The sequence below is a fragment of the Paenibacillus sp. CMM36 genome (assembly GCF_053570945.1).
The window spans coordinates 315,708-339,935 of record NZ_JBSEDY010000006.1; the positions used below are offsets into that span (position 1 = coordinate 315,708).

Annotated in this window: 18 protein-coding genes, 1 pseudogene and 1 riboswitch; of the genes and pseudogenes, 3 read left to right on the forward strand and 16 right to left on the reverse strand. The window is 43.4% G+C overall.

From position 1 onward, the window contains the following. Positions 1 to 46 precede the first annotated feature (46 nt). The 10 genes and pseudogenes from ACWA2B_RS15145 to ACWA2B_RS15190 all read right to left on the reverse strand — a co-directional run bounded on the left by ACWA2B_RS15145 (position 47) and on the right by ACWA2B_RS15190 (position 14,147). A complete protein-coding gene (locus ACWA2B_RS15145; RefSeq protein WP_449292353.1) occupies positions 47 to 1,783 on the reverse strand; it encodes a sugar ABC transporter substrate-binding protein in 1,737 nt (578 codons plus the stop codon). A gap of 323 nt (positions 1,784 to 2,106) precedes the next feature. Continuing rightward, positions 2,107 to 3,765, reverse strand: coding sequence for an extracellular solute-binding protein (locus ACWA2B_RS15150; RefSeq protein WP_318628318.1), 1,659 nt, complete (start codon positions 3,763 to 3,765; stop codon positions 2,107 to 2,109). Positions 3,766 to 3,812: 47 nt separating this feature from the next. Next, positions 3,813 to 5,219, reverse strand: a complete 1,407-nt coding sequence (locus ACWA2B_RS15155; RefSeq protein WP_165150634.1) for a response regulator transcription factor — start codon at positions 5,217 to 5,219, stop codon at positions 3,813 to 3,815. A 2-nt stretch (positions 5,220 to 5,221) separates the two neighbouring features. Then, positions 5,222 to 6,901 (reverse strand): sensor histidine kinase, encoded by a 1,680-nt coding sequence (locus ACWA2B_RS15160; protein ID WP_449292354.1) that lies wholly within the window; start codon positions 6,899 to 6,901, stop codon positions 5,222 to 5,224. A 575-nt stretch (positions 6,902 to 7,476) separates the two neighbouring features. Then, positions 7,477 to 7,887, reverse strand: coding sequence for a hypothetical protein (locus tag ACWA2B_RS15165; protein WP_340844450.1), 411 nt, complete (start codon positions 7,885 to 7,887; stop codon positions 7,477 to 7,479). Between the two features lie 181 nt (positions 7,888 to 8,068). Continuing rightward, the gene (locus ACWA2B_RS15170) at positions 8,069 to 8,764 is read right to left on the reverse strand and encodes a response regulator (RefSeq protein WP_449292366.1); all 696 of its coding nucleotides are present in this window, start codon (positions 8,762 to 8,764) and stop codon (positions 8,069 to 8,071) included. Then, on the reverse strand, positions 8,691 to 9,866 hold the full coding sequence (locus ACWA2B_RS15175) for a sensor histidine kinase (RefSeq protein ID WP_449292355.1): 1,176 nt from the start codon (positions 9,864 to 9,866) through the stop codon (positions 8,691 to 8,693). Before ACWA2B_RS15175 ends, ACWA2B_RS15170 begins: the two co-directional genes overlap by 74 nt. Next, positions 9,808 to 11,397: a DUF4118 domain-containing protein gene (locus ACWA2B_RS15180; protein WP_449292356.1), complete on the reverse strand. Its 1,590-nt coding sequence runs from the start codon at positions 11,395 to 11,397 to the stop codon at positions 9,808 to 9,810. The genes ACWA2B_RS15175 and ACWA2B_RS15180 overlap by 59 nt, the downstream gene beginning before the upstream one ends. 315 nt (positions 11,398 to 11,712) lie before the next feature. Then, positions 11,713 to 11,829: pseudogene (locus tag ACWA2B_RS15185) on the reverse strand (hypothetical protein); the annotation flags it as partial. A gap of 221 nt (positions 11,830 to 12,050) precedes the next feature. Continuing rightward, positions 12,051 to 14,147, reverse strand: coding sequence for a starch-binding protein (locus ACWA2B_RS15190; protein WP_449292357.1), 2,097 nt, complete (start codon positions 14,145 to 14,147; stop codon positions 12,051 to 12,053). 535 nt (positions 14,148 to 14,682) lie between these two features. Between ACWA2B_RS15190 and ACWA2B_RS15195 the strand changes: the two genes are divergently transcribed. Next, on the forward strand, positions 14,683 to 17,529 hold the full coding sequence (locus tag ACWA2B_RS15195) for an alpha-amylase family glycosyl hydrolase (RefSeq protein WP_449292358.1): 2,847 nt from the start codon (positions 14,683 to 14,685) through the stop codon (positions 17,527 to 17,529). Between the two features lie 325 nt (positions 17,530 to 17,854). Here the strand turns inward: ACWA2B_RS15195 and ACWA2B_RS15200 are convergent, their stop codons facing one another. Then, positions 17,855 to 18,316, reverse strand: coding sequence for a hypothetical protein (locus tag ACWA2B_RS15200; RefSeq protein ID WP_165181879.1), 462 nt, complete (start codon positions 18,314 to 18,316; stop codon positions 17,855 to 17,857). Between the two features lie 15 nt (positions 18,317 to 18,331). Here ACWA2B_RS15200 and ACWA2B_RS15205 point away from each other — a divergent pair, with 15 nt between their 5' ends. Beyond that, on the forward strand, positions 18,332 to 19,057 hold the full coding sequence (locus tag ACWA2B_RS15205) for a helix-turn-helix domain-containing protein (RefSeq protein ID WP_449292359.1): 726 nt from the start codon (positions 18,332 to 18,334) through the stop codon (positions 19,055 to 19,057). Positions 19,058 to 19,203: 146 nt separating this feature from the next. On the opposite strand, the gene ACWA2B_RS15210 is transcribed toward ACWA2B_RS15205, so the two are convergent. From ACWA2B_RS15210 to ACWA2B_RS15225, 4 genes are all read right to left on the reverse strand, one after another. Continuing rightward, a complete protein-coding gene (locus tag ACWA2B_RS15210) occupies positions 19,204 to 19,518 on the reverse strand; it encodes a DMT family transporter (protein WP_023988641.1) in 315 nt (104 codons plus the stop codon). A gap of 3 nt (positions 19,519 to 19,521) precedes the next feature. Continuing rightward, positions 19,522 to 19,863: a DMT family transporter gene (locus ACWA2B_RS15215; protein WP_029515332.1), complete on the reverse strand. Its 342-nt coding sequence runs from the start codon at positions 19,861 to 19,863 to the stop codon at positions 19,522 to 19,524. A gap of 95 nt (positions 19,864 to 19,958) precedes the next feature. Continuing rightward, positions 19,959 to 20,057, reverse strand: a riboswitch (guanidine-I (ykkC/yxkD leader). An 83-nt stretch (positions 20,058 to 20,140) separates the two neighbouring features. Next, positions 20,141 to 20,659: a GNAT family N-acetyltransferase gene (locus ACWA2B_RS15220; RefSeq protein ID WP_449292360.1), complete on the reverse strand. Its 519-nt coding sequence runs from the start codon at positions 20,657 to 20,659 to the stop codon at positions 20,141 to 20,143. A gap of 26 nt (positions 20,660 to 20,685) precedes the next feature. After that, positions 20,686 to 21,138 carry a MarR family winged helix-turn-helix transcriptional regulator gene (locus ACWA2B_RS15225; RefSeq protein ID WP_340885407.1) on the reverse strand — a complete coding sequence of 151 codons (453 nt, stop codon included), beginning with the start codon at positions 21,136 to 21,138 and terminating at the stop codon, positions 20,686 to 20,688. Positions 21,139 to 21,252: 114 nt separating this feature from the next. On the opposite strand from ACWA2B_RS15225, the gene ACWA2B_RS15230 reads away from it, so the two are divergent. Next, positions 21,253 to 21,915: a YczE/YyaS/YitT family protein gene (locus tag ACWA2B_RS15230; protein WP_340885403.1), complete on the forward strand. Its 663-nt coding sequence runs from the start codon at positions 21,253 to 21,255 to the stop codon at positions 21,913 to 21,915. Between the two features lie 820 nt (positions 21,916 to 22,735). Here ACWA2B_RS15230 and ACWA2B_RS15235 read toward each other — a convergent pair. After that, on the reverse strand, positions 22,736 to 24,228 hold a 1,493-nt coding region (locus tag ACWA2B_RS15235), incomplete at its 5' end, for a condensation domain-containing protein (protein WP_449292361.1).

Here is a 24,228-nt window from a genome sequence, read left to right on the forward strand (position 1 = left end):
TGAAGAAAGGCTGCTTATCGCAGCCCTTCTAGCAGTTCATGATTGTTTATTTTTCGGATGCAGCTTCGTCTTCAATTTCCTGAATTACCTGGTCACCACCTTGTTTCTTCCAATTGCTAACGAAAGTATCGAAGTAATCCAGAGATTCTGCACCAGTCACGATTTTGATGAAAGATTCCTGCTCCATCTTGGTCAGATTAGCCCATGTCTGTTTCATGCTTGGTGTAGTGCCAGAGAAGGCGGGTGTCATCCAAACGAATTTGTTTTCCCGTGTCAGTTTGTCGATGAGTCCCACTCCGTTGATACGCGAGTGATATTTCGCCCAGGATGTTACGTTATCCGTATCCATATCGCTCAAGTAGGTTTGAATACTTTTAATATTGTTCTTTGATTCTGTTGTCCGGACCTGATCCAAACTAATCTCCCCTTTAATTCCGCGAACAATGTCAGAGTAATCATCCAGCAGCGAGGTAGCCGAGTTGACTTCAATATTAAAAGGTCTGGTAGAACCGTCTACGCCGTTCTCTTGATACTTGGCGGCTTCTGGCATAGATGTTTCCACATTTTTATCATTTGCCAATTTATCGTAGAAAAGGTTTACTATTTTAACGGCGAGTTCCGGGTGTTCATATCCTTTTCTCACAACGATAAACTGATTAGCTGGATTGGCGTGTGCCACGTTTACCTTTCCGTCTGCATCCTCCAAAGTGTAAGCCGTGAATTTCGCATTCTTATCCATCTGCTTCACGCTGCTCAGACCCCAGTCAGGAATATGCCATGGTCCAAAAGCAATACCACTTTGGCCGTTGGTGTACAGTGCCGTAATATCATCAAATGTGCGTGTTCCAAATTGCGGGTCGATGAGGCCTCTCTTGAACCAATCTGCCATGACGCCTAACATCTGCTTGGTTTCCTTTGTTGTCGAGCCATAAATAATGCTGCCGTCCTTCCCCTTCATCCAGTATTGAGGGAATGCACCCTTGGTGGAGGCAACTCCCAGCATGGTATAGGCAGAAGCATTATAGTCACTTGTATTCAGGGTGTTCACAAAGGGAATACCTACCGGTTTCCCGGATTGGCCAGGATCTCTTTTCAGGAATTCCTCAGCCGTTTTCTCCACATCATCCAGCTTGATGGCCCCGTCTCCGTCTGCGTCAAGTTGGATTCCCAGTAGATCCAGCCAATCCTGACGAACCCAGACCATGGTTGGCGCGGAATCTAGGGAAGTAGCCGGAAGTCCCATTAAACGTCCATCTATCGTTGCACTGTCTAATGCACGGCCCTCATAAGAGTCGTAAATGTTCTTGATGTTATCTGTGGCATATTGTTTGTAAATTTCCGTCATATCTTCAATCAGATCATTATCAACCAGTTCTTTGAGTTCATCCTTGGAATCAACACGCATCATGTCAGGCAGTTCCCCAGAGGCGATGGCGAGAGAAACCTGACGGCTGTAATCTTCTCCGTTGGCTTCAAATTGGTCTTTAATCTTAGCGTTAAACTTTTCTTTGACCAGCCGAGTATACGCGTTGTTCTCATACGTATCTCCAGCCGGCAGTTTCGGGTTGGCTGTAGTCACACGCCCCATCGTTACGGTTATTTCGTCTTTATAGGCACTGAATGGGTCTCCCGGTGTTGCCTCATACTTGCCCGCTTCCTCCGCAGTGGGAGGGTTGGAGGAGCCCCCACAGGCTGCAAGGGTTGAAATCACCAGGGCAGACATCGACAGCGCAGCCAGACGTCTCGTCAACAATTTGCTTTTTATGAACCATTTAGTTCTCATCACATTCGATTCCCCTTCGTTCTGAATATTTCTCTATCATTGTTGTTTGCGCTTTCATTATAAAGCTCGGAGAAGACAAATCGAGATAGGGATTGAACGTCTGTTTGGATAGAGAAATGTATGCGGTTTCATTCGGGATCAAAAAGCCAAAGTTGGCTTGTAAGCATTTATCCTACCTACCGACATACATTTGTCTATCCTTACTTACTAATCAAAGTGAAGAACAAAAAAACCGGCAGCTCCTGAAACAGGAATCGTCGGCTTGATTAATGGAATTATAACAGTGTCTTATAGAATTTATCGTATCACATTCATGATGGTCTTCAGCGATGGTTATGGAGTGCAGTCACCTCCACAGTCACTTGATCGCCCCCTTGTTTCTTCCATTCCTCGACAAATTGATCAAATGAATCGGTCGGTTCAGCGCCTAAAATAATTTTTAAAAATGTATCATGTTCCAGTTTTGATAGTTCACCCCAAGCCTTCTCCATCGTTGGAGTTCGTATATAGGTAAGGCTTCGAACTTTATGGATGTTTGGATCGAAAAAATTTCTTCCGCCTACTAGAAGCGAATAACCCCGCATAAAGCTGTTGCTGTGTTCATTCCAATAGGAAATACCATATTGATCATAAGGCTTCAATTTGGTTTGTTTTATTGTCGAAACCAAATTTTCCAGCAATTTGTATTCAGACTTGTCCTTGAAATCGGCGGGTGTTTTGGTTCCCATCAGAATATCCTGCGCGGCCTTTGTTTCAAATCGTGCTTCATCTGTCGGAGCTAAGAAATTGCGGCCCAGCATAAAACGCGTACCGTACTTGAACTCATCACGAAGGTACAGATTGTTAATTTTTATGATCGCTTCGGGATGAGCATATCCTTTTCGTACCACCAAGAATGAACTTGACGGATTATCCACCTTCACATGGTATGCACCGTTTGCATCCAGTGGGAGTGCGTATGCTTGCCAGTTCGCCTCCGGCTCGTTCTGCCAAGCGCTCGGAAGGGGCCAGTACCCAGCATAAAAACCTTGAAAGAACATCCCCGCCTGACCGTTAATAACTGTTTCTTCCGCTTCTTTGCGGAGACCCAGTTCTGGATCGAGAAGGCCTTTGGCGTACATTTCACGCAGTTTGACCAAGGCGTCCTTCGTTTCCGGTAGAACCGAACCGTATACAGGTTTTCCATCTTTGCTCAGCCAATATCCCGGAAAAGATCCATATGCTGCGAAGATTGGCGTTAGATCAAAAGAAAAAGCACTGTTGTTGAAATCGTTATACAGTCCAGTGCTTGAAGCAAGGCCAATCGTATCCCGCTTACTGTTTCCATCTGGGTCATTCTCCACAAAGGCCTTGGCGATAGCTTCCAGATCATCTACCGTTTTCGGCGGTTTCAGTCCAAGACGGTCCAGCCAATCCTGTCGAATCCAGAGCATGCTGAAGTCTTCCGCTGTCACAGAAGGAACAGCCATTATCTTGCCAGCGAAGGTCACTTGTTCCATAGCCAATCCGTTTGTGCTATCAATAATTTTTTTTATTTCCGGTGATGCGCTGCTATTGTATGCCTCGGTTAGATCTTCAATTTCACCAGCCTTGATCATCTCGTTCAGCTGCAGCTGATTTACAATCATGGCATCCGGCAGATCATTGCTGGCGATAGCCAGGTCGATTTTCTGACTCAGATTTTCCTTCGATACCTGCCATAATACCTGGACATCAATGTTAAGGTTTTGTTTAATCACCGTTTTCCATATATTCTTCTCAAGTGTTTCTCCTCCAGAGAGATCCGCGCCTGTTGGGTCTACCGCATATCCCAGTCGGATGGAAACGGGATGTTCATATTTCCCAAATGGATCGGCAGCGGCAGTGTCCGAGATTGTTTTCGTTGGTCCCATTGGCGATTCCCGGAAGTATGGTTTGCTGAAATATACGGTCACTGCAATTAAGCTGACGACAAGAACACATGCAGCCATCTTCTTAATCATCGCTTTCCCCTCTTTCGCCCGGTTTATTGGTCATCTGGGAGAGTACGCTATTTATCCCCTCTGCCGAGGTGTCGATATTCGCTTGGTAGCAGACCTGTCAATTCGCGAAAAATTCGGCTGAAATATTTTTCATCCGTATAACCCACTCGCTCCGCAATCCAGAAAATCGTGTTGTTTGTATTCAATAAATACTCTTTAGACTTCTCTATTCGTATAAATCGGGAGTACTCATTAAAGGTTTTCCCCATCAGATCCTTGAAGCATTGACTGAAATAGCTTCGGCTGATGTTCAGTTGCTGGGACAGACCTGAAGCTGTAAAAGCTTGGTCCAAATCATTGTGCATGATCATAATCGCTTTTTTCACGGCGTCTACAATTTCCTGTGAATACGAAGTCTGTTCATCTGACTTACGAATGCCCTCAGAGGTCTGCTTGATCCACTCTTCTACCTCGTACCAGGATTGAAAAGAATGGATCATTGAGATTCTACCCAGCGTAGTCTGGGCAAAAAGGTGATTCCATTCCATAACTATAGAGTATAGCAATCCCATCAGCTGGCCTTTATGCAGTCTTAGTGATTTGAGCTGTTCAATCAGTTGGTTGTAGTAACTATCGTTGTGGGTCCATGGTGATAGGAACCAACTTTGCTTAATACGATCCATGTCTTCATCCTTCGGTTCTATTGGAAAAGAGTCCTCCACATCCATCGAAACGGCAATGACAGGATCATAAGGGTTGTATGCATAGAATAAGGACGTTTCTGTATAATTCATAATCCAGTTTTGGATTTGCGACCATGTTCGGTCTTGTACATCGGATATAACCAGCAAGGCGCCTTGGGGAACTTGATCCAGGGATTCCTTCAGTTTATGGAACAGCTGATCCTCTACGTCCATGGGTGCCGTCCACATCCAACAGTTCCGTTCAACCTCCCATCGGATCTCGTCTACATTGGATGTCAGTTCAATCGGCCAGCTCTGTCCTGACTTGCGATCCAGTGAAACAAGTGCATACACATGGCGATAATGGACATTGGTCTCACTTAGCAGAGGCAGCTTTCGTCTTGTATTCGCCAGCTCGTCAATCCGAGCATGTATTCGATGCAGCACGTGTTCGAATTGCTCCTTCTCGAGCTGAACTTTGGCTATATAGTCGATGGCTCCAAGTCTGAGCGCTTCCTGGATATAATCGAAATCTTGATGCAGTGTTAATACGACAATATGTAGTTCTGGATAGAGCTGCCTTGCAGCTCGCATCAGTTCAATACCTGACATCACCGGCATCGCGAGATCCGTCAACATCAGATCGACCGGTTGGGCTTTCAGAAAATCCAGTGCTTTCAACCCGTTACTTGCTTCTCCTACAACCTCCATATTGAACTCGTTCCACGGCATCGCAGAGCTTATTCCTTTTCGTACTAATTTATCGTCATCCACTATCAATACCTTAATCATCCTCAGTCATCTTCTCCTTTGATAGGAAGTATGAGCAGTATACTTGTCCCTGTACCCAATTCACTTTCGATCACCAGTTGTGCTTGATCTCCGTACTGTGCCCTCAACATGCGGTGGACATAATTGAGTCCAATGCCCATCCCTACTTTTTTATGTTCAGTTATACGATTATTCAGAAGTCTTTGAATCGCTTCCTCGGTCATGCCTGCTCCATTATCCTGTATTAAAATATTCAGCGTTTTGGCAAGTGTAACTTCAATTTGAATAAAACCTTCGTCACTCAGTCCATGATAAAGTGAATTTTCAACCAACGGTTGCAAAATAAAACGAGGCACAGGTATTTGAAGCACTTGATCATCCGCTGAAATACGTACGTCAAATTCAAAGTCATATCGAATTTGCTGCAAGATTAGGTACTGTCTTAGCGCATCAATTTCCTCTTCCATCGTGGATACTTGCCCTAATTTACCCAAATTGTAATACAACAGCTTGTTTAAGGATTGCACCAACTTGTCAATCTCCCCTTGTCCGTTCATGACGGCCAGCCAGTGCACAGTATCCAGCGTATTCATCAGAAAGTGAGGATTGATCTGATATAACAATTTTTCCACTTCCAAATCTGCACGAATCTTCTCTTTCTGCTGCACTTCCTTGAACAGGTCGCCGATTTGATGCTGCATATTTGAGAATTCCCCCAACAGAAAATCAAACTCGGGAATTTGAGTGCGGGTCTGGCTGCCTGCCTTTTGTGGATTCTGAGACATTCCGTTAATTTCCGAATGGAACAGACCGAGTGGTTTGTAAACCATCTTCCACAGAAGCCAAGCCAGAAATACGGTAAAGCCGAGAAAAAATAAAGCGACCAGTAATATTTGAAGCAACCACTGGTTTTTCTCCTGTTGATACTTAGCCTGCGAAATTACCGATATGACGCTCCAATTCTGACTGGAGTCCTCCTTAAACCAATGGTAATCACGGGATATTCCATCTTTTGCAGTACCTTTCGATATGCTGGAAAAATTCTCTCCGACCTTCATCGCTTCTGGAATTTCACTGTAAACAATGTTGCCCTCACCATTCAGGATTAAATGCGATAAAGCTCCTTTGTATTGATTGTAACCCAGTATATCCTGTGTAAGACGAAAGCCGGATTCGATGTAAATATATACATCGTCCCTTTGAGGCAGCTGTACCTTTCGCATAGCAGATAAAACAAGCTGATCATCAAATCGGTTCATACTCATATGGGGACCATAGTACGCAATGCCATATGATTTGGAAAGCACAGGCAAAGACTCGGGAGAAAAACGATCTTTGATGGGAAAGTTAGCGAACTGTGTAGTGCCTTCTTTCTGGAAATAGTATAAGGTCAGACCTATATTCGGATTAGTAAACGTTACGACATTTAACTCATTCTTTAATTCATCTCTAGCCTCAATCAATTCAAATATATTGGAGGAAGGCTTCAAGACTTCATCCAGTTTTTTGCCTAATGTACCACTATAGGATAATTGCTGAGTAACATGATTCAGGTTGGTAATTGAATTTTCCAGTGATGAAGTTACCTGCTGTAGATTGCTCCTAATTCCATCATTGATTTTATTCGCAAAAATGGAATCAATGGTATAGTAAGAAATTGCAAATATACTGATAAAGGGAATAAATGCGCTGAGAAAAAACAATAAAAAGATTCTTTTTTTTAAGTGTCATTCCGACCCATTCTCCTTAGGTAAATGAAAGAGCAAGCCCCTGGTTATGAGCTTGCTGTTTATGAATAACAGCTCTATCAATTATCGTCTTCCTCATAGGCAGCGACCTATTTGAAAATTGGCGACATCTTAATCCGATTCAGATTGAAAAAATCAGGATACCTCCATCTCGGGGAGGTCCAATTCTGTTCATAATTATAGATTGATATTCAAATATGTCAAACGCTTTCATGGAATTCATAGAACTTATTCTCTCTTCCTCTTTGCATACATCGACTTGCCGTTTTTAATTGCTTATTGTAGTTGAATTTTCTGCATGTAAAAAAGACTCACTCCGTCTTCAACAAGTGGAATAAGCCTTCTAAGCTTTCAATAACATTTTCTACTCCTAATTCTTACAAATGTTGTTGTTGATCAGGATTGGATGCCAAAGCAACAAATAATTTCTCTCCTTCACTCAGCACTTGTAGAAATTGTTCTCTGGCCAAGTTGGGAGCAAACACCAGTAACGCGGCCTAACGATTCATATTTTTCCTTCTTACTAACGTTTAGCTGTAAACCTCTTGTTCCAGCACCCGATTTACAGCCTTGATAAAGGCAAGATAACCACCATCTGTATCGTGCCGATGAGGAAGAGCCAAAAGCATTGTCTCTTCAACCTGGTTATCGTCTAACTCATAGCTGTTTGTCAGGATTTCTCTGATCTCATCGACGGGTGTACCGAGAGCAAACTTCTGAGCTGCTTTATAGATATCATAGTTCTCATAGATATCCTTCCGTGTCACCTTCTGCAAATCGATAAAATCATATATTTTTTTAACGAAATACAGCACCGCCAGCACAATTGAGATCAGACCCGCAATTGTTAAAATTTCATTCATTCCCCATACCTCTTTCCCTTTCCACTCAGTTGACAGCTTAGCCGATGAAACAGACGAACATGGGAGTGCCCATCTCACATGCCAAACCTCCTTATCCTCTCTACTTCCGAATTCAGCGTAACATTTTCACCATTAGTTTAGGATTAGGGTTTTCATATAGGTATAAAGATCACCTTAAGATTTAGATGACAGATGAAAAATAAAGAGACCATGCTCCAAAAGAGCATGATCTCTAATTACATCATTATAATATGATTACCTAGCCATCATCTCCAACCTGAAGCATACGATAACCAACTCCGATATGTGTTTGAATAAACTTAGTTTGTGATGATGTTTTTTCTATTTTTTTTCTCAGCGTTGCCATAAACACACGCAGGGCAGGAATGTCATAGCTGTGGCTGCCCCAGATTTCATGCAGAATAAAATTATGGGTCAGTACTTTGCCTACATGTTTTGCCAGCAGGCAAAGCAGTTTATATTCGCTTGGGGTCAGGTGAATTTCTTCTTCTCCAATCCATACGCATCCTGCTGCATAATCAATTCTCAAATTTCCATTAATAAAGCTGGAAGCATCCTTCAGGAGCTTATCACTGTCATTTCGAATTCTTCGTAAACTGACTCGAAGTCTGGCCAGCAGTTCTTCTACACTGAAGGGCTTTGTTAGATAATCGTCCGCTCCGGCATCCAGCGCATCTATTTTATCCCGATCTTCGCTGCGTGCGCTGACCACGATAATAGGCATATTCGACCATGCACGAAGCTTTTTTATGATATCTACACCGTCCATATCCGGCAGCCCCAAATCCAGAATCATTAGGTCCGGCTGCTTGGATACTGCTTCTAAAATCGATGCTTCCCCTGTTTCAGCCGTATGGTATTTATAACCCTGTGTCTCTAGGGTTGTCGTAATCAGCTTGCAGGGTAAAATAAAAAGCCGTCCCTTTAGGGACATTATCCTTAACACCAATAGTACCTCCATGAGCATTCACAATTGATTTGCACAGAGAAAGCCCCAGCCCTAATCCACGGCGTCCGTCCCCATGAATGTTGTCTGCCGTATAAAACATCTCAAACAGTCTGACCTTGACTTCTTCTGAAGAAATACCGGGGCCATCATCTGAGATTTCTACAACGACTATATGTCTTTCGTGTCTTGCGGAAATCGTGATGTGAGAGCCATCTTGGGTATACTTGATTGCATTATCAATCATATTGATCAATACCTGAACAATAAGTCGGGAGTCCATTCGAGCCATCATCAATTCATCATCCAATTCCGTCTGAATGACATGCTTCACACTGTTGCGATTCACATGAAGCAGAGCCTCCGAAATGACTTCCTCCATTAATTCTGCCTGAAAATTAAGATTTAGAGTACCACCTTCGATTCGACTAATGGACAGCAAATTTTCTACTAAATTGATCAGCCACATGGAATCGTCATATATATCCGTATATAGACCTTTTTTTTGTTCCTCGTTTAGTACCTCTGAGTTTCCAAGAAGAATCCCCGCATTGCCTGAGATGCTGGTAAGAGGAGTGCGTAAATCATGAGAAATGGACCGAAGCAGACTGGCACGGAGTTGCTCCTGCTGGATTTGCATGGAGATCTCTTGTTGTCTTTGGTTCAGTTTTTCTTTCTCCAGCGCCAGCGCGCATTCTCCCAGCATGGCAAGCATTAGGCTATTTTCAAAAACTTCTAAAGGTTCTTCCTTATCCATTACAATAGCTACCACCGCAAGAACCTGATCTCCTCCACGCACCGCATGATATAGACACTTAGCGCCAAAAAAAGTATCCGTCGTAGCTCCTGCACGCTTGTTGTTTTTATATACCCACTCTGCAACTGCACGTTCGTAGCCTCCTGTGTAGACCCCTGGATCAACTGCAGATTCTTTCTTTGGAAAAAACTGCGGCGCCAACAGTACCCCTTGGTCAACTGAATAGAAAATGACCATTCTGTCCAACAACTTCACCATTTGATGCGCCATTTCATTAATAATAGCCGGAGAGTCTTTGGCCTGTTGCAATTTCCGGCTTGTTTCCAGAAGCACCTCGGTACGGTAAGCTTTTTTGCGCGGATTGCCGAGCCTGCTCTCTTACTCGCATAGTTAGTGTACTCGTCATGAAAGAAGCAGCCAGCATGACCAGAAAGGTGACCGGATAGCCTGAATCATAAGCCTGTAAAGAATAATAAGGCTCGGTAAAGAAATAATTAAACACAAGTACACTCATAACCGAAGAAATGGCGCTATACATTCTGCCCTTGGTCACAATTGCATTTAACAAAACCCCTAGAATGTACACGGTGATAATGTTAGCTTCTCGGAATTCCAAATACTTAAACCACAAGCCAATAATTGTGCACACAGCCAAGATAACAATGGTCTTGATAGTATCTGCCAACGACAGCATTGGGTATTTTTCGTAAAAAGGCAATCTTTTATATAAGGAGGACTGAGTATAGGGGATAATATAGATTTCAATATTAGGAAGCAAGGCCGTTAGTTTATCCATTACATTGGATTTTGCAAGCCCTCTCCTCTTGTAAGAGGAGCGTCCTAGGACAATTTTCGATACATGGCTTGTTTTGACATATTCGGCAATCTGTCCTGGAATATCGTCTCCATACATCGTTGCGATTTGTGCACCCATTTGCTCAGCCAGCCTAAGGTTTTCCCTTAACTCCGCTTTATTTTTTGATGTCAATTCTCTCACTTCTGGTGTTTCCACAAACAACGCGGTGAAATGACCATGAAAAGCTGCCGCCATTCTTGCTGCTGTTCGGATCACTTTCTTATTGGAAGCAGCCGAAGACAGGCAGACCAGAATATGTTCTTTCGTATCAGATTCATTTGTTATCGCCTGCTCACTGATTTGCTCCGCAATTCGGTTTAACTGACTTGCTGTATTACGCAAAGCAATTTCACGTAGAGCCGTCAGCTTCTCCTTGGTAAATAAATGAGCCTGTGTATTCTCCCCCTCAGGATAAATCTTTCCCCTATTCAAACGTCCTATTAAATCATCCGGTTCAATATCGACTAATTCCACCTGATCAGCACTGTCAAATACACTGTCCGGTATGCGTTCGTCAACGGAAATGCCAGTAATGGAGTAAACAATATCCGTTAGGCTTTCGAGCTGTTGAACATTCATCGTCGTATATACATGAATTCCTGCGCGAAGAAGCTCCTCGACATCTTGATATCTTTTTTTATGTCGGCATCCTGCCGCGTTGGTATGGGCCAAATCGTCCAATAATATAAGGTCAGGGCTTCTCTGGAGCGCTTGGTCCAGATCAAATTCCTTAGTTGAGGATTCTTTATTTGAAATTTTGATGTAAGGAAGAAGTTCAAGTCCTTCCAACAGCGCCGCAGTGTATGGCCGGGCATAATGTTCAATATATCCAACTACGATATCTATACCCTCTTTTTGCTCTTCGTGGGCGTCGCTAAGCATCGCACAGGTCTTCCCAACACCTGGTGCATATCCAACATAAACCTTCAATCTTCCTCTTCTTTTCCTTACCGGCAAGTCAGTAATTTGATCAAATATGGACTCGGCATCGTTCTGTTTTGCTGCCATCCTGTGCCCACCCTCTATTATATATCTCTCAATCCTTAGTATATCATGGGCAAAATCAGTACCGTATTACGAATTTGCCTACAGCATTAAGATTGTATTAAGATCCGTTCTTATGTAATAACATCCTTAAAGAAGCCTCAAAATCCTGATTCTATACTAGCTTTCTCAGTGGAAGGATAGCAGCAAAATAATATAAAAAACTTTCTAAAGCTGGCTAAGTGCGAACTTAAATAAGTTTCAGTTTTTTTGAAAAGCCTATACAACAAAAAAAGCCGCCAAAATAGCGACTTTTAATAGGACTATGTTCTTGTCCCTCGACAAATGCTGATCTAAACCGCCAAGCTCAATATTGCATTGCAAAACGACCGAGCCGCAACCTTGCATTAGCGGGTAAAAGAATTCATGCAATGAGATAGGTTTCCCAAAAGCCATTCATACAAGCCGCTCCCCTGGACCTCCCGACCCAGCTGTATTTTCTTTCTTGGAAGTCAACATCTTCTCGCTTGGGCTTTGTGCTTTGGCGAAAGTATAGCTATTGTTCGTTTTCCCTATAGCGTTGCTAGCTGTCACTTCCAGCGTATAGCGGGCACCGGGCAGATCACCCGTGCCTATCGTTAGTTTGTGGTCGGTAGTAAAAAACCGCCGTTCAGTCTCTAAGTACCACTGTCGACATCGGTGTAATTGAGCGTGATTTCCTGACTATCCCCTTGGAATGTTCCTTCCGGTTTATCGATCGTAACCGTCGGTTTTGTCCCATCGGGATTTTGCGGAGTAATCCGTCCTTCCTTGATCCATCTCTCGCCACTTACGGCATATCCAGGCATTTGCGATCCGGGTATCTGATTTCCATTTGAGTTGAATATGACCTTCGCCTGCGTCCAGTCCGGGGCTCTATACACATACCAGCCGTTGCCTTCATTCTGCATGGCCACGCCCGGCCAAGCTGAGCCTTCCCTGAGCGGAGTCACGGAATCATCGTAGTAGTAGATGTTCGGTACTCCCCAGCCGGAAGGCTTGTAGAAATGAACGGTCATGCCCGAGCTCGGTTCCTCCTTCGTATATCTGAACATCTTCTCTGTTTGACCAGACAAATTCGCGGCGACTATTTTCAGAACAAACGTCGATCCGATTGGAGTTCCAGCGCCAATGCTGACCATATCTCCCGAACTGAACGGAGTCACCGGCCCCCCGTTCAAAGTGTACGTTGCCGAGTCTGCATTGGAATAGTTCATTCTCACGTTAACAGAATCTGTGAAAAAGGATCCTTCCCCAGGATCGACGGATACTGACGGAGTTTGTTGCGCTGCGCTATACAGTACGGCGATCCTGCCTCCGTCCAGATGGCCGGTAATTCTGCCGTTCGACACCGTAAACGATCCACCGCCATTGGCCTTGTTCTGGTAAACGCCGTCCTCCAGTCTGGTAGGGGAGTTGATTTGAGCATTGCCTCCAAGATTCACAATCGTCATGCCTTTGGTACCGCGTTCAACCTGCATAATTTGATTCCCTTGCGTCCTAATGTATTCGTCTTGACCTACCATGGCATTGTGGAACTTGTTAATGGCAACGACGTCCGGGTCCTTCCAGAGCGTATTCCCCGCATCGCCGAGCCGATTCGCAAATTTCCCACCTCCTGTCGGTCTGTTGAAGAACAGAGAGGTCGTCTCCGCCCGGGAGGCGATGATTGCCCAGCCCATTTTGATTTGCCAATCGTTCAACCCCGTCGATTCGCTGTTGTCGTTGGCATAAGTGTCATGCGATTCGACCCAGGTAACTAATTTGGAGGGGCTTACATTATTAGCGTTAAAAGATTTGGCCGCATCAACATTGATGCCACCGTGATAACCAACGGCGCTTCTGACACTGTCCCCATAGCTGGAGGCGGCCAAGCTGAGGTAATTGGCATAGCCGGCAAAGTTGTCAGCTCCACCTTGAAGCACTTCTCCGTAATTAAACAGTCTATCTTTATTGTTTAACGAACCCAGTACCCGGGGCCAGAAGTTGGAGCCCCCCGGATCGTTGGGCAACTCAATATGCTTGGCGGCGTCGAATCTGAAGCCGTCGGCGCCCAAGGAAATGGCGTCATTCAGGAAGCCGATAATGATATCTTGCAATTCCTGGTTAGACGTGTTGAGGTCGGGCAGACCAATTCCCCACTGTGTGACTTGCCAACGGTCATTCCAGTTTTCCACACCTCTGGCCTCATGCCAGAAATAGCTGTTATTCTTGATTGCCGAATCAACATTATGCGCCGGCTGATACTGCTGATTTCCACCGCCCGCATTCCCCGTATGATTGGCGACAACATCAACAATGATACTTATGCCGTATTTATCCGCTTCCTGGCAAAGCTGTCTGAAATCATCCCTGCTTCCCAATTGAGAGTTGCCGATTTTAAAGTTGATGGGCTGGTACAAAATCCACCACTTGCTGCCTTCTGTCAACCCTTCCTTGCTGGCTTGGATTGGCGAAGTTTGCACCGCTTTAAATCCCGCCTGAGCCAGTTCCGGAAGGTTCCTGGTGATGTTGTCAAAAGACCAGTTCCACGCATGAAAAATAAGACCATCCTTCGTTCTTTCCGGGAGTTCGTAGTTTGCGACAGCCGATAGCTTCGCATCCGAACCTCCTAACTGCCGAACATCGGCATTCGCCTGTGCTTCGGGAGTAAAGCCAATCGTTTGCAACAACAATACGACAAAAAGAACGATACTCCAGGTACGCCTCAAGATGGGGCTTGTCTTCCTCCTCATACTAAACTCTCCTTTTAAATTTTATTTTACAACCAACCTCTCTTGAGAGATTAGGAGTAAATAAAAGAGGGCAAAACAACATGTATACGCTTCCAAAATGGGCAATCGTTTGCATATAATTGAGCTCAATGACATGATTTCATTTATTTGACAACTTGTCAATGCTTATATTAAAGATAAATTTCCAACGGCCTTTTTTCTCCCTCATTATTATTCACTGTGCCTTCAAGACTTTTTGGACGTTGACTTCAATTACGAACTGGTTTTCTTAGATTTGAATAATGTCCCTGCAATTGCATTGACTAGTAAAAGTATGGTTGATATAATCATAAAAGGAAAAATCATTGGTATAGTGCCCTGTGGATTTTTTTTTATATTTTCTTTTGTAAGCGCGTACAATGATTATTTCCCTACATACCATAGAGGAGGCGATCAATGAATCTATTTTATCCAAATAAATGCCTTTCTTTTTTTTACTTTTAATGCAACCGGTTGCAAAATCCATTCCACTAAATATTATCAGGAGGTTGTTAACTTGCTAAGAAAAAAAACTGGGCGTTTTATTTCTTGGTTGATTATTTTATCGCTTTGCTTCAACTTCTTCGGCTTACCCGGCGTAGCTTCGAGTAACAACGATTATACAGCCACCTACACGAATTCCACAGCGACTGCTCTTCCATCGACAACCGCTTCGATCACGTCTACCGTTACCGCAACGTATGCACCTACCACAACAACTAAATCAACTCAAACTGGGTTAACGGTTCACTTTAAGAAACCTTCAAGCTGGAATTCAGCGATTCGAATCCATTACTGGAATCTGAATCCGGCAAGCGTTCCGATAAGCGGGGCGTGGCCGGGAATCCTGATGAAGTCGGATGGAAATGACTGGTACAGCTACACCATTGCCGATGCCACAGGCTCAAGCCTCATTTTCAATGACAGTAGCGGCAAACAAACGGCCGACTTGTCCCGCAGTGTGAAAGAGGGCTGGTATTACACAGATAACACATGGTATGATGTCAGCCCGGAAATGCCTAAAATTCCGGCGATTTCCGCCTCTCCTGTACCCAAAACATATGATTCGTCCCAAACGGTGACGCTTTCCAGCACCAACAGTGATGATAAGATTTACTATACGATAGATGGTTCGACACCTACGACATCCTCGACCTTGTATACCTCTCCAATCCAAGTTGCTTCCTCTTTGACCATTAAGGCCTTCGGTATCAACTCAATCGGTCAAACTGGAAATGCATCCTCTTTTGATTATGTAATTGACCTGAATGCAGATCTGCAAGCTCCGACAATCACAGCGAATTTGCCTGCCGGGCATTCTGATTCCTCGGTGACTGTATCCTTTAACCTGAAAGATAACAAGGCGGCAACGACCAAGGCATACTATACGGAGGATGGTACAGAACCAACCACAAGCTCAAAAGTCTATATTCTCGGCAACGCGCTGACCGGATTGACTGGACCGTCTATTCTTATCTCCAAGACTACGACATTAAAATTTCTCGTTATAGACGGCGCTGGTAATCAAACCAAGCAGAGCTTTGTTTATAATATTGGAAATAAGAAGGATTTTCGGGAAGACACCATCTATTTCGTGATTACTTCTCGGTTCTATGACGGTGATCCGAGCAACAACGTGCACGCATGGGATGATGGAAAGGCGCGCAATCCAGATTCGGACCCGGCTTGGAGAGGAGACTTTAAGGGGCTGATTCAAAAGCTCGATTATATCAAAGCCCTCGGATTCAGCGCCATCTGGATTACACCTGTTGTGCAAAATGCCAGCGGTTATGATTACCATGGTTACCATGCTTTAAATTTTGCCAAAGTAGACCCACGGTATGAATCGGCGGGAGCTTCTTATCAGGATTTGATCAATGCAGCCCATGCCAAAGGGCTGAAGGTTATTCAGGACATCGTCGTCAATCATACGGGTAATTTCGGTGAAGAGAATCTGTACCCCATGTTCAAGAAAGATCCGGCTAAACCGGATACTGCTAACAACTTGGTGAAAACTACGGATAAGCTGCCACCAAACTATGATACTATGACACCCGATCAGCAGTATCAGGCAAGGCTCGCCTTAATGAAGAACGAGGGAACGAACAATAACATTTACCATACAGAGAAAAGTCTTTCCTGGGAATCCTATACGGTTCAGACTGGTCAGATAGCGGGAGATTGCGTGGATTTGAACACGGAAAACCCTGCAGTTAACAAATATTTAATTGATACCTACAATCACTATATTGACATGGGTGTTGACGCTTTCCGTGTCGATACGGTGAAGCATGTGAGCCGGTATATTTTCAATAAATACTATATTCCTGCCTGGAAAACAAGAGGCGGCTCGGATTTCTATATTTTTGGAGAAGTAGCCACACGTTACAGAGATGTTTGGAACAGTGGAATTCCGGCGATCTCGACGCCATTCTATACTTGGAAAAGCTCGAAATCGTATCCGGGCGATGGAAAGAATGACTACGCCTCCAATAAAGCGTCAGTTGAACAAGAGTGGACGGACAACTCTACTACAGCAGGACAGCCAACCTCGAACAATGCTCTCTTAAACGGAAATACCTATCATACGCCTGACTATTCGATGAAATCGGGCATGGATGTGATTGATTTTCCAATGCATTGGGCATTCAAGACCGCGCATGAAGCATTCAATATGAGAAGTGGCGACCAATACTATAATGATGCTACGTGGAATGTAACCTATGTCGACTCGCATGACTATGCTCCTGACCAGGCTCCGGAAAATCAAAGATTCGCGGGCACACAGGACACTTGGGCTGAGAATCTCGATCTGATGTTCACCTTCCGCGGAATACCCGCTATCTTCTACGGCTCCGAAATCGAGTTTCAAAAAGGGGCAACTATTGATACAGGTCCAAACGCACCGCTAAGCAAAACGGGACGAGCATATTTCGGCGATCACGTGGAAGGCAATGTTACGGTACAAGATTACGGCAAATACACAAATGCTACTGGCACGCTTGCGGAATCGCTCAACCATCCTCTGGCGAAACATATCAGACAGCTTAATTTAATCAGAAGAGCTGTTCCCGCCTTGCAAAAAGGCCAGTATTCCACAGAGAATGTGTCGGGCAATCTGGCGTTTAAGAGAAGATATACCGACAGTGCCAAAGGCATTGACAGCTTTGCATTGGTCACGATTTCAGGAAACGCCACGTTTACCGGAATTCCGAACGGAACCTATGTGGATGCGGTGACCGGTGATTCCAAAACCGTTACTGATGGCAAGATTACCCTGACATGCTCCGGCAAAGGAAATGCAAGGGTATATGTATTGAATGGTAGAGGTGGAATTGGAGAAACGGGAACCTATCTGAAGTAAACGGTAGTATGTCTTAGATAACTGAAGCAACCTCAGTTCGGTATTGCACTGTGCTAAGGTTGCTTCCAATTAAAAAGTATATCTAAGAGAGAGAGTCAGGATATTGCTCTGAACTAAATTTTTAACGGATGGGAGTGAACCAAGATGCCCCAACGACAGCTTCTATGTGCGTAAATTCTTCCGTATATTTAATGACCAACAACCATCAAGTATTAGTGGGTTATCCCGCCCCTAGAACTGATAAAGCGTGAGCACGTACCCTGCTCTCTTGTCCATTCCGTTGTTGTTTATCCCCCCTGCATTGCTCCCCGAAGGATAGAGGCTATCAGACGCTTAATGTATGAAAAAAATGATTTAGATGGTCGGCAAACAATTTAGGATTTTCCATAGCGGCGAAATGACCGCCTTTATTCGCTTTCTCCCAGTACGTAATATTATAGACGCGTTCTACCCAGCTTCGGGGAGGCGTGGGCAGCTCCTTGGGAAATAAGGAAACCCCTGTTGGAACAGTAACGCGCTGACCTTCGGTGAAATGCAGTGGCATTTGAGTACCTTCAGTATATATTCGTATGGAAGAAGCAAGCGAATTGGTAAACCAGTAAATCGATATGTTGGTGAGGATATGATCAAGTGAAAAAGACCTCTTCATATCTCCGTCACAGTCACTCCAACCTCGAAATTTTTCTACGATCCAGCTGGCAAGACCGGTCGGGGAATCACTTAATGCAAAAGCCAGGGTTTCCGGCTTCGTTCTATGAAGGGCGCTATAAGCACCTTCTCGCTCCAACCACTCATTGAGAGCATGAAGAAATCCATTCTGTACGAACTCACCCGTATGGCTCTTATTCCTTATTATTCACGCGATCCCGAGACCAACGACTGTTGGATAACAGCTTTGGTGTACGGGAAAGTTCAGTTAGTTGCACAGCATATGATCCAATTGCTACCGGATAGCCGCTGGATCGTATATCAGGGACGCATTGTATTTCTCATTTCCCTCGTTGATTCATCCTGTAAAATCATTGCTGAAGACAAACGATTTCTAGAATTTCTCCAAGTAAACGGTCTAACTGCTTCGCTGAGTAACTGCTTTAGTCATTTAACTTTTTTGCGAAAATATTATAAGCAATGCCTAACCGCCGTCGAGATTGATTTCCAACTTAATTCAAACAAGCCAGTGTATATGTATGAGGACTATCTCTGCGAGCATATTGGAAGGATCATATCGGAACAGAACGATCTCGCTGACTTCTGCCATCCAGTTATCCAAAAGTTAATTGCTTATGACAATGGCCACAAAACAAGTTTACTGCCCACCCTTGAAGCCTATCTTCAATATGTGGACACTCCAAATCTTGCTGCTAAAACACTTTTTATTCATAGAAATACTTTGTTCTATCGAATCAACAGGATACGTGAGCTTTTCGAGGTTGATCTAAGCGATGGTGATATTCGCCTGAAGCTTCAAATGACTCTTCATTTTCTAAAACTGAAAACACAACGCGGCGATCCTGAAGATCAGAGATAGAAGGCTAAGAGTATGCAAAAAAACATGCAGACAAAATTTCTTATCGATACTTTGTCTGCACGCTGGTCTTTTCTAGCTACCATAAGCATTCAGATAGTTCGCTGCTGTTCTAAGATGAGCAGCAGTTTTTCTAATTCCATCATTATTCAGCTTACCAGCTTTAGGCCAACTGCTGAACCGAGTACCATCGCGATGAACAGAATCCTCGCGGTATTACGCGGTTCACTGTAGAAGATCATGCCCAATATGGCTCCGCCAGAAGCTCCAATACCGGTCCAGACAGCGTAGGCCGTTCCCATTGGTAGTGTTTCCATGGCCAGGGATAGAAACAAAAAGCTCAATCCAAAGCCTGCAAGCAAGTAAAAAGCAGACAGGAAATTCCGGTCTTTATGGAGCTTATTAATCATGAGAACTCCCATCATCTCAAATACGCCTGCCAAAATAAGAAATACCCAGTTCATACGTCAGTGCACCTCTTTTCCTTGTTTCTTCTCTTTACTCTGTATTTTGAGTCCTACAACTCCGAGCAGAAGCACCCCGATTAGCAACAATTTAGATCCCTTTACCTCAGCACCAAACAACAAAATTTCTGCTAATACAGTGCCGGCCGTTCCCAACCCGACAAATACTGCATACACCGTACCTACCGGAAGCGTACGGGAAGCCATAATCATGAGTATGAAACTTACTAAAATGGCAACTAAAGTGCCCCCCCATTCTAACCAGCCGCTGGCATGTTTCAGGCCGATGACCCATCCAACTTCGAATAATGCCGCAACTACAACAGATAACCATGTCTTGTTCATTCTGTGCTTCCTCCTTTTAGATAATGCTGGAAATGTAGTATGAATTTATAGCAGCAATAAAAAAAAGCCTGAGAGAATACTGCATACAGCAGTTTTTCTCCCAGGCTTTTATCCCTCCGTGGCACAGTACGACGACTGTGAGTTTTCTCTCGGACCAGCCGATATTACATCGCGGAACCCTAGAAAACATTTTTGAATTCAATTTTAGTTAACATTATACACAGTAGTGAATCAATCACAATATAAAATCAATAAAAATTCGTATATCTCCCTAAACTTATATCATTGTTTTGGTCATTATGAAATCAATTTGTTCTTCATCACCCATATAAAAAGAGTGTACACCAGTTTGAACAAACCCCATTTTCTTATAAAAAGCAATGGCGTTTTCATTTTTTTCCCATACACCAAGCCAGATTTTCTTTTTATTATGTTCCATTGCAATTTCCATAGCTTTATTTAGCAGATATTTACCAAGCCCATGTTTTTGAGAACTGTTTTTTATATAAACCCTCTCAATTTCGAGCGACTCATTACCCATTTTTTCGGATTGGGCATTGTTCATATTTACCTTTAAATATCCAGCAAGTTCTTCATTGAAATAGATGAAAAAGAATTCTGAAGAGTCGTTGGACAATTCCTTCTCCAACTGTTTAAAGTTAAATGCTCTTTCCAGATAGGCCTTCATATTTTCAGGTGAATTCAGATCCTTAAAAGTATCGTTGAATGTTTCAATACTTATTTCTTGGAGTATTTGTAGATCTTCACGGCTGCACTTTATTATTTTTACAGTCACTTTAAATTATCGCTCCTTCATGTAAATCAATAATTTCTCTTGTTCCCTTTTTTTACAAATTCCCATTCATCACCTATATTTTTTCTTACTCTTTGAAGAAGATTAAAAATGGTGTTTACTTCACTTTCCGAAAAACCCGCTAATGCAACATTATCCGAATAATCATGTTCTCTTTTTATAAAAGGATAGACTTTATTCCCTTTTTCTGTTGGAAAGAGTTTATTAATTTTTTTGTTATGCTGATCCTCTTCCTTTTCAATAAATCCGTTGATAACAAGTTTTTTTATAGCACGAGATGCGGTTGTTCGATCTACTTTTATCATCTCAACTAACTTTTCTTGAATGATTCCTGGGTTTTCACATATTCGTACAAGGTATAAATATTGTCCTTTTGTAAGGTCATATTCTTTGAATTCAATATTGCTTATAGAATCTAATGCTCTTGCGATCATTCCAATTTCACGAAGTACTTCCTTCATAATGGACTCCTTTACCCCTGTTTTGTTGCAAATGCAATAAAAATGATATATATTGAATTTACCTTATTTTTATTGCATTTGCAACAAAAAAATATTTTAAAGAGGTCGAGTAAATTGAAATATATTTTTTTCGTATTAGGAATTTTTATATTATCCCTTGGAATTTCGTTCACTATACAATCAGACCTTGGGGCTTCACCTTTTGATGCACTTTTAGTAGGACTGTCTATAAATGTGGGGCTTACTGTGGGAAGTTGGGAAATCATAATAGCTATAATATTGATAGGTTGTAATTCGCTTTTAAAAAGACAAACACCAGAAGTTTTGGGGTTGTTAACAGCATTTATAACGGGTATTGGTATTGATATGTGGCTTTTTTTACTGCACAATTTGATAACACCTGAACTATGGTACAGCAAAGTTGTTTGTTTTGGAATTGGTTTAGTTGTTGTAGGATTAGGAACTGCAACATATTTACAGACAAATTTTGCACCCATTCCAGTTGATCGATTAACATTAATCATAAAGGAATTAACTAAAACAAATCTATTTTTTTCGAGAACATTCATCTACCTTATATTCTTGATCATAGCAGTCCTTTTAAACGGACCCATTGGCATTGGAACCTTGTTAACCGTTTGTTTAGGGGGGCTAATACTCAATTACTTTATGCCATTTACTAAAAAAATACTTGACCGCATATTAACACACTCTGCTACATCACCAAATCATGAGAAAGATAAAAGATGTAATATCCAAGTTGAGACTGAAGCTTGATGCTCATATCTCTTTGTTTCGATCTTAAGTTTCTCTTGGTCGAGCTTCAGTCATAGCATTTTTTCGGGACTAACGCCTGTGCTTGTTATCCTGCCTAGCTGCTTTGTTTTGGGAAGAGACGCCGTTTTAGTGCAGCTAGTCGGATTCTGCATCATTATCCTCTCTTAGCGTCGTTAGATACAAGCGAGATCTGCAAGTAGGACAGTATCAAGACTGGCAATGGGGCATACTGGCCATCTTGTTTTATAGCCTTTGTAATTAAGATTAGACAAGTTCCTTCTTCAACAGATGTAACTTTTAATGAGCAAAACAAAAAATCAAAAAAATGAAGGGACACTTTTAGAACGTGTCTCAATTCTATCTAAAAGAAAAAATGAGTCGTCAAGAGATATTCGGCTTAATTCTTGCATTGATTGGAATTATCGTAATTAAAATGATGGTTTAATCAAATTGGTCTTTAAACTGCATATGAATCAAACCAGCAATTTCTAACAAAAGAAGACCCGCGTTATTGAAACGCGGGTCTTCTTTTGTTAGAGTTCATTGAGCTTATTCAAAGTGGTACCTTTTAAATAATCTAAACAATTCGGAGCATAAAATGGAGCTAATCCATCTTATACTCTTCCCCTAATATATAATGTGCATAATCAACCTAAACTCGACGAATTGTTTTATAATACTTAAATTTTCAAATGGAATTGTTTTTGCTATTTTTTTAATGTTAGTAGATGATCATTGTGTCGGAAAAAGAATACTTTGCAGGCAAGGGCAGTCGGACAAGCCGCCACCCTCTGCACACGCAAAGTGAAATCATTGCATTTTAGAAAACAAAGTCGATGGAATCCGGTGAGAAGCCTTCCGGCTGCTCGTCCGAGTTCACCTGAATATCGCTTAACAGCAAATCTGGATCGATTCCAATCTGGGACAGGATCGCTATCAAATCTCTGGTTAATCTCTCAATAGCGTCAGCCCCAAATAGCTTCGTGCAATATTCAAACGAACCCTTCATCTCCCCATCTTCATCACTCATAGACAAAGTCAAATCGAATTTGGAAATACGATGCTCCCGAACATACGGGCTGAAGGACAACGTTTCAAGCTGCGCTTCCGGCGACTCTGTGTTTTCCAGTACAAACATGGTGTCGAATAACGGGTTACGGCTTGCATCCCGTGTTACATCCAGCTTTTCCACCAACTCTTCCAGTGGATAATCCTGATGCTCGAAGGCTTGCAGCGTACGATCTCTGGCTTCCTGCAAGTAGCTGTGGAACGTTTGGTTGCCCCTCGGCTGATGCCGGATGGCTAGCGTGTTGACGAACATTCCGATCAGTGGCTCCAGTTCAGGCAACAAGCGGCCTGCTACCGGCGTACCGATGATCAAATCGTCCTGACCGCTGTATTTGGACAGCAGAACGGTGTAGGCGCTCAACAGCACCATGTACAGTGTACTTCCGGTTTGTGTCGCAATTCGGTGCAGTTGCTCGGATACATTCGCGTCCACTGTAAATTCATACATCGCACCCTCGAAGCTGCGAACAGCAGGTCTAGGATAAGCAATTGGCAAATCCAGTACCGGCAATTCTCCGGCTAAATGCTCCAGCCAGAAGTGTTCCCGGCGTTGGTATGACTCACGCTGCATCTCCTGCTGCTGCCACACGGCGTAGTCCTTGTACTGAATTTGCAGCGGCTCCAATTCCTGCCCTTCGTACAGTTGTACCAGCTCCTGCACGATATTGTTCGACGATACACCGTCTGAAATAATATGATGCATGTCGTACATCAGGAGGTGACGCTCTGGTCCGGTTTGAATAAGACGGACACGCAGCAGTGATGCCTGGCGAAGATCAAAGCTGCGTACAAAGGACTCGATATAGGCTTCGGCTTCAGACTCCCTAACCTGCAAGTGCTCTACTGCAAACTCCACTTGATCATACACCCGCTGAACGACCTCGCCTTCCACCATTTCAAAGGAAGTCCGCAACGTTTCATGGCGGGCTATTAACTGACGGAACGCATCCTCCAGCCGATCGGCCTGAAGCGGTCCTTGCACGGTTAATACACCCGGCATATTGTAGCTGAGATCCCCACCTTCCAGATGGCTCAAAATGTACAGTCGTTTTTGAGCCGAGGAAACCGGGTAGTACGCCTGTTGCGTCGCCGCAGGGATCACCGTATAGGTGTCTGTACCGTGCGTTGCGATGAGCTGGGCTTGCTGCTCAATCGTAAAGTGTTGGAACACCTCACGCAGCGTAATCCGGCTGTCCAGTTCCTGATGGATTTTGGCCACCAGCGTCGTTGCCCGCAGGGAGTGCC